This window comes from Paraburkholderia sp., from assembly GCF_004298475.1.
Taxonomy (GTDB): Bacteria; Pseudomonadota; Gammaproteobacteria; order Burkholderiales; family Burkholderiaceae; genus Paraburkholderia; species Paraburkholderia denitrificans.
Window position 1 is genome coordinate 73,545 of the sequence record NZ_SCRP01000031.1, and the last position, 15,197, is coordinate 88,741.

At 64.8% G+C, this 15,197-nt stretch carries 15 protein-coding genes; 14 read left to right on the top strand and 1 reads right to left on the bottom strand.

The window, feature by feature from the left end:
• Positions 1–23 precede the first annotated feature (23 nt).
• From gspD to gspF, 3 genes are read left to right on the top strand one after another with little or no spacing between them, the layout of a single operon-like run.
• The gene (gene gspD / locus EPN59_RS15250; RefSeq protein WP_293038976.1) at positions 24–2,249 is read left to right on the top strand and encodes a type II secretion system secretin GspD; all 2,226 of its coding nucleotides are present in this window, start codon (positions 24–26) and stop codon (positions 2,247–2,249) included.
• A complete protein-coding gene (gene gspE / locus EPN59_RS15255) occupies positions 2,246–3,745 on the top strand; it encodes a type II secretion system ATPase GspE (protein ID WP_293038973.1) in 1,500 nt (499 codons plus the stop codon). Before gspD ends, gspE begins: the two co-directional genes overlap by 4 nt.
• 32 nt (positions 3,746–3,777) lie before the next feature.
• Positions 3,778–4,995, top strand: coding sequence for a type II secretion system inner membrane protein GspF (gene gspF / locus EPN59_RS15260; protein WP_293038970.1), 1,218 nt, complete (start codon positions 3,778–3,780; stop codon positions 4,993–4,995).
• A gap of 62 nt (positions 4,996–5,057) precedes the next feature.
• On the opposite strand, the gene EPN59_RS15265 is transcribed toward gspF, so the two are convergent.
• The gene (locus EPN59_RS15265) at positions 5,058–5,471 is read right to left on the bottom strand and encodes a general secretion pathway protein GspC (RefSeq protein ID WP_293038967.1); all 414 of its coding nucleotides are present in this window, start codon (positions 5,469–5,471) and stop codon (positions 5,058–5,060) included.
• A gap of 103 nt (positions 5,472–5,574) precedes the next feature.
• On the opposite strand from EPN59_RS15265, the gene gspG reads away from it, so the two are divergent.
• The 11 genes from gspG (at position 5,575) to EPN59_RS15320 (ending at position 15,176) form a co-directional block, all read left to right on the top strand.
• Positions 5,575–6,045, top strand: coding sequence for a type II secretion system major pseudopilin GspG (gspG, locus tag EPN59_RS15270; protein WP_293038964.1), 471 nt, complete (start codon positions 5,575–5,577; stop codon positions 6,043–6,045).
• Positions 6,046–6,054: 9 nt separating this feature from the next.
• Positions 6,055–6,537 carry a GspH/FimT family pseudopilin gene (locus EPN59_RS15275; RefSeq protein WP_293038961.1) on the top strand — a complete coding sequence of 161 codons (483 nt, stop codon included), beginning with the start codon at positions 6,055–6,057 and terminating at the stop codon, positions 6,535–6,537.
• A gap of 74 nt (positions 6,538–6,611) precedes the next feature.
• Entirely contained in the window at positions 6,612–6,980 is a 369-nt protein-coding gene (gspI, locus tag EPN59_RS15280) for a type II secretion system minor pseudopilin GspI (protein ID WP_293039016.1), read from the top strand.
• A complete protein-coding gene (locus EPN59_RS15285) occupies positions 6,958–7,647 on the top strand; it encodes a prepilin-type N-terminal cleavage/methylation domain-containing protein (RefSeq protein WP_293038958.1) in 690 nt (229 codons plus the stop codon). The genes gspI and EPN59_RS15285 overlap by 23 nt, the downstream gene beginning before the upstream one ends.
• Positions 7,644–8,783 carry a type II secretion system minor pseudopilin GspK gene (gspK, locus tag EPN59_RS15290; RefSeq protein ID WP_293038955.1) on the top strand — a complete coding sequence of 380 codons (1,140 nt, stop codon included), beginning with the start codon at positions 7,644–7,646 and terminating at the stop codon, positions 8,781–8,783. The genes EPN59_RS15285 and gspK overlap by 4 nt, the downstream gene beginning before the upstream one ends.
• A 34-nt stretch (positions 8,784–8,817) precedes the next feature.
• A complete protein-coding gene (gene gspL / locus EPN59_RS15295; protein ID WP_293038952.1) occupies positions 8,818–10,152 on the top strand; it encodes a type II secretion system protein GspL in 1,335 nt (444 codons plus the stop codon).
• On the top strand, positions 10,149–10,655 hold the full coding sequence (locus EPN59_RS15300; protein ID WP_293038949.1) for a type II secretion system protein M: 507 nt from the start codon (positions 10,149–10,151) through the stop codon (positions 10,653–10,655). Before gspL ends, EPN59_RS15300 begins: the two co-directional genes overlap by 4 nt.
• 171 nt (positions 10,656–10,826) lie before the next feature.
• Positions 10,827–11,606 carry a type II secretion system protein N gene (locus tag EPN59_RS15305; RefSeq protein WP_293038946.1) on the top strand — a complete coding sequence of 260 codons (780 nt, stop codon included), beginning with the start codon at positions 10,827–10,829 and terminating at the stop codon, positions 11,604–11,606.
• A gap of 174 nt (positions 11,607–11,780) precedes the next feature.
• Entirely contained in the window at positions 11,781–13,421 is a 1,641-nt protein-coding gene (locus EPN59_RS15310) for a phosphodiester glycosidase family protein (protein ID WP_363928568.1), read from the top strand.
• A 116-nt stretch (positions 13,422–13,537) separates the two neighbouring features.
• Positions 13,538–14,230, top strand: a complete 693-nt coding sequence (locus EPN59_RS15315; protein WP_293035438.1) for a hemerythrin domain-containing protein — start codon at positions 13,538–13,540, stop codon at positions 14,228–14,230.
• Between the two features lie 394 nt (positions 14,231–14,624).
• Complete coding sequence (locus EPN59_RS15320; RefSeq protein ID WP_293035436.1) at positions 14,625–15,176, top strand: cytochrome b/b6 domain-containing protein; 552 nt, start codon at positions 14,625–14,627, stop codon at positions 15,174–15,176.
• Positions 15,177–15,197 lie beyond the last annotated feature (21 nt).

Here is a 15,197-nt window from a genome sequence, read left to right on the forward strand (position 1 = left end):
GTAGTCGTCAACACCAAGAAATAATGCGCTATACCCAACCCGCGCTTCGGCGCCTTTTCAAGTCGCTCATATTCTCAGGTGTACTGACAGTCTGTACAGCAAACGCACAGGTTAATCTCAATTTCGCAAACGCGGATATCGATCTGGTCGCCAAGGCAATCGGTGCGGCAACGGGCAATACGATCCTGGTCGACCCGCGCGTCAAAGGCCAGATCAACCTGACGTCCGAAAACTCCGTTCCGATCGACCAGGCGCTCAAAACGTTGCAGGCGGCGCTGCGCATGCAAGGTTTCGCGCTGGTTCAAGACCACGGCGTATTGAAGGTCGTACCGGAGGCGGATGCCAAGTTGCAGGGCGTACCAACCTACGTCGGCGATACACCGATAGCGAAGGGCGATCAGGTCATCACGCAGGTATTCACGCTGCGCAACGAATCGGCCAACGGCCTCTTGCCGGTCCTTCGCCCGTTGATCTCCCCGAACAACACCATCACGGCATACCCGGCCAACAACACGCTCGTTGTCACGGACTATGCCGACAACGTGCGGCGCATCGCGTCGATCATCGCGGGCGTGGACACGGCCGCCGGGCAGCAACTGGAGATCGTGCCGTTGCACAACGCCAACGCACTCGACATCGCGGCACAGCTGTCGAAGCTGCTCGAACCGGGTGCGATCGGCGGCTCGGATCCGACGCTGAAAGTGTCGCTCAGCGCCGACGCGCGCACCAATTCGCTGATCTTGCGCGCCTCGACCCCGCAACGGCTTGCGACGGCGAGAAAACTGGTGAAACAGCTCGATGCGCCCACGGCTCAGCCCGGCAACATGCACGTCGTGAGGCTGCACAATGCCGACGCCGTGAAGCTCGCCAGAACCCTGCGCGGCATGTTGGGCAGGGGCGGCGATTCGGGTTCGTCGGGTGGCACGGCGAATTTCTTCAATGAGAACGCGGGCAACGATTCGTCGACCGGCACGTCCGGCCTGCCTCCGTTGCCCGGTTCGTTTGGCGGCAGCAACGCGAAGTCGAGCAATCCGATGTCGGGCGGCGCGTCGTCAGGCGGCCACGCCGCTTCGTTACCCGGAAGCGGCGAAGACAACAGCGGCGGCGGCATGATCCAGGCCGACGCGGCAACCAACTCGCTCATCGTCACCGCGCCGGAACCCGTCTATCGCAACCTGCGAAGCGTTATCGACCAGCTCGACGTGCGCCGTCCGCAGGTCTATATCGAGGCGCTGGTCGTCGAGCTTTCCGCGAACACCGGAGCCAATCTCGGCATCCAGTGGCAGGGCGCACTGATGGGCGACAACGGGAATAACGGCGTATACGGCGGCTCGAATTTCGGCTCGGGCAGTTCGAGCATCGTCGACCTGACGGCGCGCGGCGCGCTCTTTGCCGCAAACCCAGAGGCGGCCCTGGCTGCAGGGGGGCAGGGTCTGTTGCCAAACGGGCTGAACATCGGCCTGCTGCACCGCTTCGGCAATGTGTTCGGCCTGGGCGGACTGCTGCAGGCGCTCTCGACGTCGTCCGACGCGAACGTGCTTTCCACGCCGAACCTCATCACGCTCGACAACCAGGAAGCGAAGATCGTGGTGGGCCAGAACGTGCCGGTCGTGACGGGCTCGTATGCAACGCCGACCGCCAACACGGCAACTTCGGTGACGGCGTTCAACACGTTCGAGCGCATCGACGTGGGCGTGACGCTGCACGTGAGGCCGCAAATCACCGAGGACGGCATTCTGAAGCTGCAGATCTACCAGGAAGCCTCGACCGTCGACAAAACGACGATCAACCATCCCGGCGGCGTGACGATCAACAAGCGCTCGATCCAGTCGACGGTGCTCGCCGACGACGGCGAGATCATCGTGCTCGGCGGGCTGATGCAGGACCAGTATGCGGGCGGCGCGAGCAAGGTGCCGCTGCTTGGCGACATTCCGCTGCTCGGCCAGTTGTTCCGGTCGGAGAACAAGACGCGTTCGAAGAGCAATCTGATGGTGTTCCTGCGGCCGGTGATCGTGCGCGACGAGGCGACGAGCCGGGCGATTGCGATGAGCCGCTACGACTACATGCGCGGACTGCAGAACGGCTATCAGACCGACAACCGTCTTATCCGGGACAAAAACGTGCCGATTTTGCCGCCGGCGCCGCCGGGTCCGAGCCTGGGCGCCGAGCCCGCGCAGAACCTCTTCGACCTGAGCCAGACGACGCGCGAGCCCGGCGAGCCCGATGCCGGCGACGGAGCGCAACAGTGAACGCCCTTCAAGCGGGCGAATCGGCCACGCACACGCACACCCGCGAGGCGCCGTCGCCGCTCGCCGCGCGCCTCGTGCCCTACGGCTTCGCGAAGAGCGGGCAGATCCTCATCGCCCAGCAACATGCGGACGGCCTCGAAGTGTGGATCGGCGAGCGCACGGCCCGTGCCGCAATCGCCGAGGTCGCGCGCAATTTCGGCGCGCTTCGCTTCGTGCGTCTGCCTGCCGACGACCTCACTCATGCGATCAACCAGGCCTACGCGCGCCAGGACGGCAGCGCGGCGCAGGTGGTCGGCGAGGTGGAAGGCGAAGTCGATCTGTCGCGTCTGATGCAGGACATTCCCGAGGTGGAGGATCTGCTGGAGTCGGAAGACGACGCGCCGATCATCCGCATGATCAACGCGCTGCTCACGCAGGCCGCGCGCGAGCAGGCGTCCGATATTCACATCGAGCCGTTCGAGCATGCGTGCGTCGTGCGCTTTCGCGTCGACGGCACGCTGCGCGACGTCGTACGCCCGAAGAAGGCGCTGCATGGCGCGCTGATCTCGCGCATCAAGATCATGGCGCAGCTCGACATCGCCGAAAAACGTCTGCCGCAGGACGGCCGCATTACGCTGCGCGTGGGCGGTCGGCCCGTGGACGTGCGGGTTTCGACGCTGCCGACCGGTCACGGCGAGCGCGCGGTGTTGCGTCTGCTCGAAAAGGACGCGCAGCGGCTGAATCTCGAAGCGCTCGGCATGGCAGGGGACACACTGAAGCAGTTCGATGAATTGATCGCGAAGCCGCACGGCATCGTGCTCGTTACGGGGCCGACGGGCTCGGGCAAGACGACCACGCTTTACGCGTCGATGTCGCGGCTCGAAACGGCGACCACGAACATCATGACCGTCGAGGATCCGATCGAGTACGACCTCGCGGGGATCGGCCAGACCCAGGTGAACGAGCGCATCGGCATGACGTTCGCGCGTGCGCTGCGCTCGATCCTGCGCCAGGATCCGGACATCATCATGATCGGCGAAATACGCGATCTGGAAACCGCGCAGATCGCCGTGCAGGCGTCGCTGACCGGCCACCTCGTGCTCGCGACGCTGCACACGAACGACGCCGCCTCCGCCGTCACGCGTCTCACCGACATGGGGGTCGAGCCGTATCTGCTCGCTTCGTCGCTGCTCGGCGTGCTGGCGCAGCGGCTCGTGCGGCAGCTCTGCCCCGCGTGCCGGCAAATGCGCGCCGAAACGGAGGGTGGCCAGCGCTGGCATCCGGTGGGGTGCGAGCGCTGTCGCCAGTCGGGCTACGCGGGGCGGCGCGGCGTGTACGAACTGCTGCCCATCGATGAGCCGATCCGCGCGCTCATCCATCGCCAGGCCGCCGACGCCGAGATTCTCACCGCCGCTCGCGCACAAGGCATGCGCACGCTGCGCGAGGACGCCGCGCGCTATCTCGACGCGGGCACGACTTCGCTCGAAGAAGTGCTGCGCGTCACGGGTGGCGCATGATGGACTGCAAATAAGCCGGGCCGCCAACAACGATGCCAGCATTCCGTTTTGAAGCAATCGACGCGGCGGGCAAGCCGCAAAAGGGCGTCCTCGAAGCCGACAGCGCACGCGGCGCACGCACGCAATTGCGCGGCCAGGGGCTCACGCCGCTCGTCGTCGAACCGGCCGCAAGCCGCACGCGCGGCGCACGCGACGCGCGGCTCGCGCTCGGGCGGCGTCTGTCGCAGCGGGAGCAGGCGATTCTCACGCGCCAGCTTGCGAGCCTGCTGGTTGCGGGTTTGCCGCTGGGCGAGGCGCTCGCGGTGCTTACCGAACAGGCGGAGCGCGACTACATTCGCGAGTTGATGGCGGCGATCCGCGCCGAGGTGTTGGGCGGCCATTCGTTTGCGAACGCGCTCGCGCAACATCCGCGCGATTTTCCGGACATCTATCGCGCGCTCGTCGCCGCGGGCGAGCATACCGGCAAGCTCGGCATCGTGCTTGCGCGGCTTGCCGATTACATCGAGCAGCGTAACGCGCTCAAGCAGAAGATCGTGCTGGCGTTCACGTACCCGGCGATTGTCACGATCATCGCGTTCGCCATCGTCACGTTCCTGCTGAGCTACGTGGTGCCGCAGGTCGTCAACGTGTTCGCGAGCACCAAGCAGGCATTGCCGCTGCTCACCGTCGTGATGATGGCGCTCTCGGGGTTTGTGCGGCAGTGGTGGTGGGTCGTGCTCGTCGCTGCGGCGCTTGCTGCGTGGATCGTGCGCGCAATCCTGCGGCAGCCGGCCGCGCGCCTGGCGTTCGACGGCTGGCTCCTTGGCGCGCCGCTCGCGGGCAAGCTCGTGCGCGGCTACAACACGGTGCGCTTCGCGAGCACGCTCGGCATCCTGAGCGCCGCGGGCGTGCCGATCCTGCGCGCCTTGCAGGCGGCGGGCGAGACGCTGTCGAACAAGGCGATGCGCGCCAACGTCGACGAGGCGATCGTGCGCGTGCGCGAAGGCACGTCGCTCTCGCGCGCATTGGGCAATACGAAGACGTTTCCGCCGGTGCTCGTCCACCTGATCCGTTCGGGCGAGGCGACCGGCGACGTAACGACGATGCTGGACCGCGCAGCCGAAGGCGAAGCGCGGGAGCTTGAGCGCCGCACGATGTTTCTCACGAGCCTGCTCGAACCCCTGTTGATTCTGGCGATGGGCGGCGTGGTGCTCGTGATCGTGCTGGCTGTGATGCTGCCGATCATCGAGTTGAACAACTTCGTGCGGTAGCGGTTGCTGCGTTATCGGTTGCCTTGTCGGTTGCCTTGTCGGTACCGGCGGCGCGCGGAGCGTCAGCGCACGTAGATGGTGGGACCGGCGCTGTTGGCGGGCAGAAAGATTTCCGAGTTCGCGCCGTGGCGGTCGATGACGATCGAGCGCGGGCGCACTTCGGCGAGCGTGGTGTCTTGACCGAGCGCGCCGCCCAGCGAGACGGCTTTCGCCGGTTCGCCGTCGGTGCTGACGATGGCTGCGGCGCCTTGCTCAAGTGCGAGGATGCCGAAGAGGTGGATGTTCTGCGTGATGCGCTTCTGTGGCGTGCCGCCGAACAGCCTGGCGGCTTCGTTGAGCGATACCGGGGCCTCGGCGGCGGCCGCTTCGACCGGCCGGGCGCGCGTTGTGGCGAGCGTGACGACCCAGTGAGTCGAGGTGGCGCACAGGACCGCGAAGGCGGCGAGTGTGAGCAGGCGGCGTGATGTCGGGGCCATGAGTCGATTGATAGTTCGCATGACCTGGAGTATAGCGCCGTAAATTGAGTCGCAATAACCGCGATGAAACAGTCAACACCAGTAGTTTCAGGAGTCCGATTCGATGAACGTTTTACATACTGCACGTTTGCGCACAGCATCGGCGCGAGGTCACAAGCGCCGCAGCCGAGGATTCACGCTGATCGAAATCATGGTCGTGATTACGATTCTGGGCATTCTTGCCGCGTTGATCGTGCCAAAGATCATGAGCCGGCCCGACGACGCACGACGTGTCGCCGCGCGCCAGGACATCGGCACGATCATGCAGGCGCTCAAGCTCTACCGACTCGACAATGGCCGCTATCCCACCGGGGAACAGGGCCTTCAGGCGCTCGTGACGAAACCCTCCACCGACCCCGTGCCCAGCAACTGGAAAGATGGCGGTTACGTCGAACGCCTGCCGAACGATCCGTGGGGCAATGCGTACGCGTATCTCAATCCAGGCCTGCACAGCGAGGTTGACGTCTTCAGCTATGGCGCCGACGGCAAGCCCGGAGGCGAAGGCAACAACGCCGACGTCGGATCCTGGCAATAAGGGCTATCCATGCGCACGCGTTCGATACGGCTCAGGCGCCCGGCGGGCTTTACGCTGCTCGAGATGCTGGTGGTGCTGTTCATTGCGGGTTTGCTGATTTCGGTCGCGTCGCTGACGGTCTCGCGCAATCCGCGCAGCGATCTGCGTGAGGAGGCCGAGCGCGTGGCGCTGCTGTTCGAATCGGCGGGCGACGAGGCCCAGGTGCGCGCAAGGCCCGTTGCGTGGCAGCCCGTTACGGGCGGATTTCGCTTCGATGTGCGCACGGAGGACGGCTGGCGTGCGCTGCGCGACGATCTTCTCGGCCCGCGTCAATGGGAAGGCGGCGTGACGGGTGCTGCAATTGCGTATTCCGGCAGCGGCGACGCGACGCACGCGAGTCGTCTCGTGTTCGGTACCGAAGCCGTGGATGTGCCTGTCGAGGTGACGCTCTTTTCCGCCGCCGGGCGCGTGACGATCGTCGGCACCGGCAGTGGCCGCTTCGAGGTGCGCTGAACATGCCGACCTTCCAACGCTCCTTCGGCGCAGCGCGCATTCAAGGCCACATTCAAGGCCGCATTCGAGACCACATGCAGGGCTTCACGTTGATCGAAATGCTTGTCGCGCTGTCGATCATCGCAATCGCGCTTGTTGCGTCGCTGCGCGCCGTGGGCAGTCTTGCCGCGAGCGAGGCGGATCTGCACGAGCGCCTGCTCGCGGGCTGGAGCGCCGACAACGCACTCGCGCAGCTGCGTCTCGATCACGCGTGGCCCGCGCTCGGCGAGCGGAGCTTCGACTGCTCCCAGGCCGCGCTGCCGCTCATTTGCACGCAAACGGTGAGCGAGTCGCCCAATCCGGTATTTCGTCGCGTGGAGGTGTCGGTCACGACGCCCGGCCGAACAGGAAATCTTGCACAACTCGTTACGGTGCTCGGCAATGAGACGAACCGTTCCCTGTAAGCGCGCACGCGTCGCACGCGGTAAGCGGGCGTGCGGCTTCACGCTCATCGAGCTGCTCGTTGCAATCGCCATTCTCGCCGTGGTGGCGATCCTCTCGTGGCGCGGGCTCGACCAGATCATCCGGGGTCGTGAAACGATCACGCGTTCGATGGCCGATGAACGCGTGTTCGCGCAGATGTTCGACCAGATGCAGATCGATTGCCGTCGCGCTGCCGACGACGATGAAGCGGGCGTGAGCGCGATCTCGCTCAATGAGGGTGTTTTGCAGATCGTGCGCACGTTTGCCGTGCCGCCCGGTGCGGCCCCGCGGCTCCAGGTGGTGCGTTATCGCCTGAACGAAGGCCGTGTGGTGCGCTACGCGTCGCCGCCGCTGGCGAATCGGGGAGAACTGGGGCGCGCGCTTCGCGGCGGCGAGAGCGACGCGTGGAGCGCTTTGCCCATGATGGGCGGCGTCGATTCGATCAGCGCCCGGTTCTACGTGCCGAAGATCGGCTGGATCTCGGACATGCAGGACGTGGGCGCGCAACTTGCCGTCAATATCAACAATCTCAAGATGCCGTCGCCCGCCCATGCGCCGCTGCCGCGCGCTGTAACGGGGCTGGAGGTGCGCGTGAGCGCTCCGTCGCTTCAGTGGCCCGTTACGCGCGTGTTTCTGGTGGGGGGATGACGATGCGTACGCCGAATCTTCACGTCGCGTGTCCCCTGCGGCGTCCCCTGCAGCGGCCCCGCCGCGCCTCGCAGCGCGGCGCCGGGATCATCACGGCCATGCTGGTCGTCTCCCTTTCGGCCATCCTCGTTGCGGGCCTGTTATGGCGCCAGCAAGTGCAGTTGCGCCGTATCGAGAATCAGCGGCTCATCGCGCAGGCCCAATGGATCTCGCGCGGCGCGCTCGACTGGACGCGGCTCGTGCTGCGCTCGCAAGCCGATACGTCGGCGGCCATCACCTGGCTCGGCGGCGCGTGGGCCGTGCCGGTCGCGCGGACGCGCCTGTCCGACCTCCTCGGCCAGATCGGCGACGTGCGCGCGCAGCAGGGCGCGGCCACGTATCTCGCCGGTTCGATCGAGGACGCCCAGGCGCGCCTGAATTTGCGCAACCTCGTGTCGAGCCCCGCGCCCGGTCTGCTCCAGCTCGATCTCAAACAGATCGAGGCGTTCGCGCGCCTGCTGCAACTGCTCGGCATCAACGGGCAACTGGCGAAGAACACGGCTGTGTATGTGCGCTCGGGGCTGATGCATTCGGCGACGCGCTTTCAGACCGACGTGACCTCCGCCGCGCAGCCGCTTCAAGGCGGCGCGGGTGGTGCGGGTGGTGCAGTGAGCGCCTCGACTTTCGCCAGCAACCCGGGACTCGACGATGCCGACAGCAACAGCGCAGTCGCGCCGCTCATGATGACGAGCGTCGATGCGCTGCTCGACGTTCCGGGTTTCACGCCGGACGCCGTCGCGAGACTGCGTCCGTTCGTGACGATCTTGCCGTCCACGACGGCAGTGAACATGAACACAGCGAGCGCGGAAGTGATCGCGGCGACTGTGCCCGGCATGAATCTGTCGAGCGCGCAGGCGTTCGTGGCGCGACGCCAGCACGTGTTTTTCCGCAATGTGGCCGACGTGCAACTGGCGCTACAGGGTGCAGGCATACCGCAAACGTCGACTGATACGAAACAGTGGGACGTCAACACGAGCTATTTCCTCGTTCACTCGCGCGTGGACCACGAGCGCGCCGAGGTGGTCCGCACGACGCTCGTCTGGCGCGACCCGCTCACCCATATGACGCGCATCGTGCGCGTGGGCGACGAACCATGAATCCGACGCAATCCAATATCGAAGAGAGGTGCGTTTGAGCACGCTGATGGTTTTGATGCCGCCGCGAGATCCGGCGGTGCACTCGCAGGAATGGCAGTTGCCGGAACTGCCGTTCGTGCTGCTCGACAAGGCGGGCAATACGCAACGTACGGGCCGTGCGGCGCTCGCGCTGCTGCCGCGCGCGTCGTCGACCGTGCTGCTGATCGCCGCGCGCGACCTGCTGATGGTGCAGGTCGCTGTGCCGCCGCTAAAGGGACCGCGGCTGCGCCAGGCGCTGCCGAACGTCGTCGAGGATCAACTGATCCAGGACCCGCAGACGTGTCATCTTGCACTCGACCCGCAGTCGATGGCCGATGGCCGGCATACGGTCGCGGCGATCGATCGCGGCTGGTTGCGCTTTCTGGTCGAGGGCTTTTCGGCGGCTGGGCATCGCGCCCTGCGCGCCGTGCCCGTCGCACGCTGCCTGCCACTGCCCGAAGTGCACACGCCGGAAGCGGCCGTCGAGCCCGTAGTTGAACCTGCTGTCGAGCCCGCAGTTGAACCTGTAATCGAGCCGGTGATCGCCTGCGTGTTCGGCCACGTCATGTCCACCGCGCCCGCGCTGCTTGCGGGCGACGCGCCCGATCAAGCGCCGTCCGCGCCGGACGCCGCGCTCGAACTTGCAGTCGTGCGCGGCGTGTCGGAGCAAGGTTTCGCGATCCCTGCCGATGGCGCAGCCGCCACGATTGCGGCGCTGGCCGGCGACGCGCCCGTCACGCTCTATTCGTTATCGGATCTGCCGGGCGAATCGTCCGCCGCGGTGCTGCCCGGCACGCAAGCGCTCACGCTCGAAGCGATTGCGCGGCGCGCGCTCGCTTGCCGTTTCGATCTGTGCCAGTTCGAATTCGCCGCGCAGCCGTGGCGTCTCGACCGCGCGACGCTGCGCCGCCTGCGCGTGCCGATCGCGCTCGTGGCGGCGTCGCTGGCGGTGGCGGTCGTCGGCGCCAATCTTCAATGGCTGATGCTCGCGCGCCAGCGCGACGCCATCGAGGCGCAGATGACCGAAACGCTTCTTAACGCATTTCCGAAGACCACCGTCGTTCTCGATGCGGCAGGCCAGATGACGCGCGGGTTGCAGCAGTTGCGCACGGCGGCGGGCGAGCCGTCGCCCGATGACTTCCTCGCGCTCGCCGACGGTCTCTCACGTTCGCTCGGCCCTGTGCCCGCGAACGCGATCGCCGCACTCGATTATCGCGAGCGCCGCCTCGAAGTGACGTTCCAGCCTGGCGTCAATGTCGATACCGGCCTCGCCGGACGGCTTGCGCGCAACGGCCTCGCGGGCACGGCGGACAGCAGCAACGACAAATGGACGATCAGGAGCGCATCGTGAAGGCAACCGTTTTGAGCGGCGCGTGGGCCGGTTTCTGGGAATCGCGCACGGCGCGCGAAAAGGTGCTGCTGACGTGGGGCGGCGCGGCGCTGGCTGTGGCGATTGGCTGGTCGGTGCTGTGGGCGCCCGCCGCTGACGGCCGCGCGCAGTTGCGCGAGCGTATGCCGCGCTTGCAGCGCGAGCTTGCGCAGATGACGGCGCAGGCCAACGAGGCGCGCTCGCTCGCGGGCCAGGCGGCAGGCGTAGCGCCGGCCGGTGCGGCGCTCAAGGATGCGATGACGGCGTCGCTCGGCGAGCACGACCTCCAGGACGCGCAGGTGCGACTGATCGGTACGACGGCGCAGGTGCAGCTTGAGAATGCAGCGTTCGCAGCCGTTACGGCATGGCTCAACGACGTACGCAGGCAATTCAAGGTGGAGGTGATCGAGGCGCACGTCATGGCGCAGAAGCCGGATGGCCAGGTCGACCTCAGCGTGTTGCTGCAACCGGCGAACGTGCAGTGAGTGCAATCGGGCTTTGCATGGGACCCGGGTAAGCGCTAAAGCGCTAACTCTGGTCGACAGCTTTGCATGGGACCAGAGTAAGCGCTAAAGCGCCAACTCTGGTCGACAGCTTTGCATGGGACCAGAGTAAGCGCTGAAGCGCCAACTCTGGTCGACAGGAGATATCAACGTATGACGTACTGGATGCGACGCGCGCGAGCGGCATTGCCGTGGCTGCTGGTGGGTGTGGTGTCGAGCGCCGCCGTGCTGCTCGCGCGCCTGCCCGCGGCCTGGATTGCACCGCGGTTCGCGCACATGAGCCACGGCCACGTGAACCTGGTCGATCCGGCAGGCTCGCTGTGGAACGGATCGGCGACGCTGATGCTCGCGGCGGGCGCGCAAGCGAATGGTGCGACGCTGCTGCCGGGCCGCGTCGAGTGGCGGACCGCTTTCTGGCCGCTTTTCGCAGGGCGCGTGCGCATGCAGATGCGCCAGACCGAGGCGATGCCCGAACCGGTGACCGTCGAGGCGACGCCGCGCGGCGCCACCTTGACAGCGGGCTCGATTGCCGTGCCCGCTTCGTTGCTCGCGGGGCTTGGCGCGCCGTTCAATACGCTCGATTTCGATGGCAGGGTACGGCTCGCGTGGGGCCCGTGGCGCACGTTTGGCACGGATGCATTCGGACGGCTCACCATCTCGCTCGCCGACATGAGCTCGCGCGTATCGCTTGTGAAGCCGCTCGGATCGTATGAGGTCGTGGTGCAGGCGAAGGGCGCGTCGTCGTCGCTCGATCTATCGACTCAGAAGGGGGCGCTGCTGCTGAACGGGCACGGCACACTATCGAGCGCATCGACTTCGTTCGAGGGAACCGCAAGCGCAACGCCCGATCAGCGCGAGAATCTGGCGGGTTTGCTGAATCTGCTGGGCCGCCCGACCGGGCCGGATACGGTCGCGCTGACCTTCGTCCGCTGAGCGGACACAGGTGTCATCACGGGGCTGGTTTCAACCACGAGGCGCGCTCATCACACGAGTTTCATGTTCAGGCCATAACCTCGACTTCCCAATTTCAAAGAAGTGAGGAAGTGCGCTGTGATTAATCACCGTTATTGTTCAATTCGTGTCGCAGTCCTGATCGTAGCTGGCTCGATGTTTCTCGGCGGGTGCGGCAGCGATATCGCCGCAACTGCGCCCGAAACCTGGACGATGCCGTCTACGGATGCACCGCTCGGCCCTGCGGGGACCCGTCAATCGATTACAAGCCGGCCGGTGACCGCAGGCGTCACTTACTACCAGATCCAGCGCGGCGCGCTGAGCCCGAACGACTTCTGGACCGTCAATATCGGTTTTTATCCGACGCAAGATGCGGCACAAGCCGATGCCGACGCGTTGAACGCGTTGGGATTCGACACGCGCCTCGACCGGTCCGCCGGAACGGACATCAAGGGCGATGCACTCGGCTATTACCTGTCGGTCGGCAAGTTCGGCACGCAAGACGAAGCGACCGCGCACGCCAACCAGATCGCAGAAGCAACAGCCAACAAGTCCAACAAGTTCAAGCCGGGCGTGCGGAACACCGCGTTGGCCGGCAACGGCGCCACCGGCCCATGGATCATTAACGTTCTGGCGATCAAACCATCGCAGACCACTGCGCGGCTTTCGTTTGCCTTGCCTGGGGGAAACAACCTCGGCGGTACGGGTGAAACCGTGTCTGCCGCCGTGTCGCGGCTCGGCGCCGTGGCCGGTATCAACGCCGGATTCTTCTCGAATATCAATCCCTTCCGCACGCCGCAGTCGCCGCAGCCGCCGCGGTCGCCAGTCGGCACAACGGTGGTTGACGGAAAGCTGGTCGGCACGGCTGCAGGCGGTCGCCCCGGCGTCATGATCACGACGACTGGCGCAGGTCATCCAAAGGTGACGGTGCTGCCGAAGCTGACGTCGTCGATAACGGTGACCGACGCGCAGAATTCGGCCATCGATGTGAAGAGTATCGACCGTCCAATACTCGGCACAGTCGTCAATTGCGGCACGCCGGCCGAAGCGCCGATCACGACGCCGCAGCAGGATTACGTCTGCACCAACTTCGACGATCTCGTGATGTACGACGCGCTCTACCTGCAAGGCAAGTCGTCGAACACGCTCGTCAACGCGAATTACAACGGAGCGACGTACGAACTGGTGGTTGACGCAGCCGGTACGGTCGTCGCGAGTCACGCGACGCTCGGTTCGCCTGCGCCGAAGGGCGGATACGTACTGCAAGGCCTTGGCAAGAGCGCGGCATGGCTCGAGCGTCACGCGGCGGTCGGTACGAAACTCACCCGGGCGGAGCACGTCTATTCGAACGGAAACGAGATCGCGCTCGCACCAGGTATGGCGATCGTCGAGGCAGGACCGACACTTTCGGTGGCGAATCTGCTGGAGAACGCCTGGGCCGAAGGTTTCTCGCCGACCCTGAGCGGAATCGGCAATGGTGACCCGGCAAGCACATCCAACAATCGCTGGTACGACGGCTGGGTTGTGGCGCGCAACGGGCGCACGGCAATTGGCGTGAGCGGAGACGGCACGATTCTGCTGGTCGAGATCGACGGGCGGCAACCGATGGTCAGCCTGGGAACCTCGATTCAGGAAACGTCGGCTGTGATGACATGGCTCGGTGCGGCCTCGGCCATCAATCTCGATGGCGGCGGGTCGAGCAACATGGTTGTGAACGGAGCGACCGTGGGCCATCCGTCTGATGGCAGCGGAGAACGCGCTGTAGGCGGCACGTTGCTGATCGGAGCGAATCAGTAAATCCGGACAGGCCTCGGCCATCTTCGTGAGGCCGAGGCTGATTGCGTCAGCGGCGATTCGGAAGTCGCCGCCTGCAGCACGTGGGCGTGGGCAGAACGCCCGTGCGGTGCGACAAAATGCTTGCGCCGATCAGTGGGCATTGTGCTTATCTCATAAAAGATGTATCGTTCGTCGATGTTAAGCGCAGGCCGGGCCAATTCCGGTACTACCTGACACGTTGGCGCGCCGATAACAAGGTGGCTGACGTGTCGCGATACGAGTACAAAATGACTTCTGATAGCCGCCTGTTCAAGCCAGCGCCCACTTTTGACGAACCCATCGAAATGCTGAAGGCGTGCCACGAGCGAATTGCCGCTCAGTGCGCGACGCTCGACAAGCTCACGGCGTACCTCCCCGAGCATGGCTCAGACGCGCAGGCGCAGCAGGCAGCCAGAAACGTCATGCGCTATTTCGATGTGGCGGGTGCGCATCACCATGCTGACGAGGAGCAGGATCTCTTTCCGATGCTGGTCGAAGTCGGTCAACGCCAGGGCCAGGCAGTGGGCGAACTGATCGCATCCTTGCTTGGCGAGCATCGATCCATGGAGGCAGCGTGGACGCAATTGCGCGCGGTGCTGGCCGAAATTGCCGAAGGCAAAGCGCGGCTGCTCGAGCGTGCCTCGGTGGATGACTTCAAGCGTGCTTACGCCGCCCATATCGCCAGGGAAGAGCGCGATGTTCTGCCATTCGCCGAAGCGAATCTGGATCGGGAGCAACTGGCCCGGCTCAGCGCGGTCATGGTGGCGCGCCGCTCCGCTACGCATCACTGACGCGGTTTTACGCGTGTCGTAGCAGGCCGCGTGCGTGACTTCGACCGTATCACGCATTTTCGCCGCGTCTCTCTCCGATACGGCACGCTTGCCTGTGCGTTTGGCCTGCTGGTGAGAATCCGGGCAACGGTTCTTGTTGCGCGGCCGCAGATCCCGGCCTTCAATCCAATCTGACCTCGAACGGTCCTTTCGTGCGGCTCGTGAGCACGGCGGACTGTCACTTCTAGCCAACCCAGGGCGACCCGTCAATTCGGCTCGCCCTGTAGCACTTTAGGGCGTCGCGGGCATTTAGAAAGCGTTCATGTTTTTGTACATCCTCTCATTCGGTGAAGATAATTTTCATCGTTGAGTAATACCGATCAATGGATCGGCCATAGACAAAGGATGTTTAGACATGTCTTCCGCTTCGCAGGCAAGTGCATGCCCTCGATCGGCGAACGTCGGCCGATATGATCGGCTGTCCCGTGCGCTGCATTGGGTATTTGCGGCCATCATTCTCTACACGATGGTTGCAGGCATCTCGCTTCACTTCATCACGAACCAGAAAATCTGGGGTTTTGTGTCGACGCTCAACATGTCGCTCGCGACGTGCCTGATCGTCCTGTTTCCGATGCGGTATTTGTGGTCGTTCTTCCGCGAGACGCCGCCGGAAATTGATTCGATTCCAGAAAGGCAGCGCGCGATTGCGCATCTGGTTCATTCGCTCATTTACACGCTTATCGCTGTGGTGCTTCTGAGCGGATTCATGATGGTGCCTGATGGATACTGGCTGTTCTGGACTGTATTCGTGAAAACGCCGTTCTCCGCCGGGCCGGTCACGGAGCAGTGGTTTGCGGTGCACAAGGTTGCGTGCTACACGCTGGCCGTTCTGGTGGCGGCCCATGCCGGCGCCGCACTGAAGCATCACTTCGTCTCGAAGAACAATGTTCTGAAGCGCATGCTGTGATTCTTGCCGAAACCGGTGAGC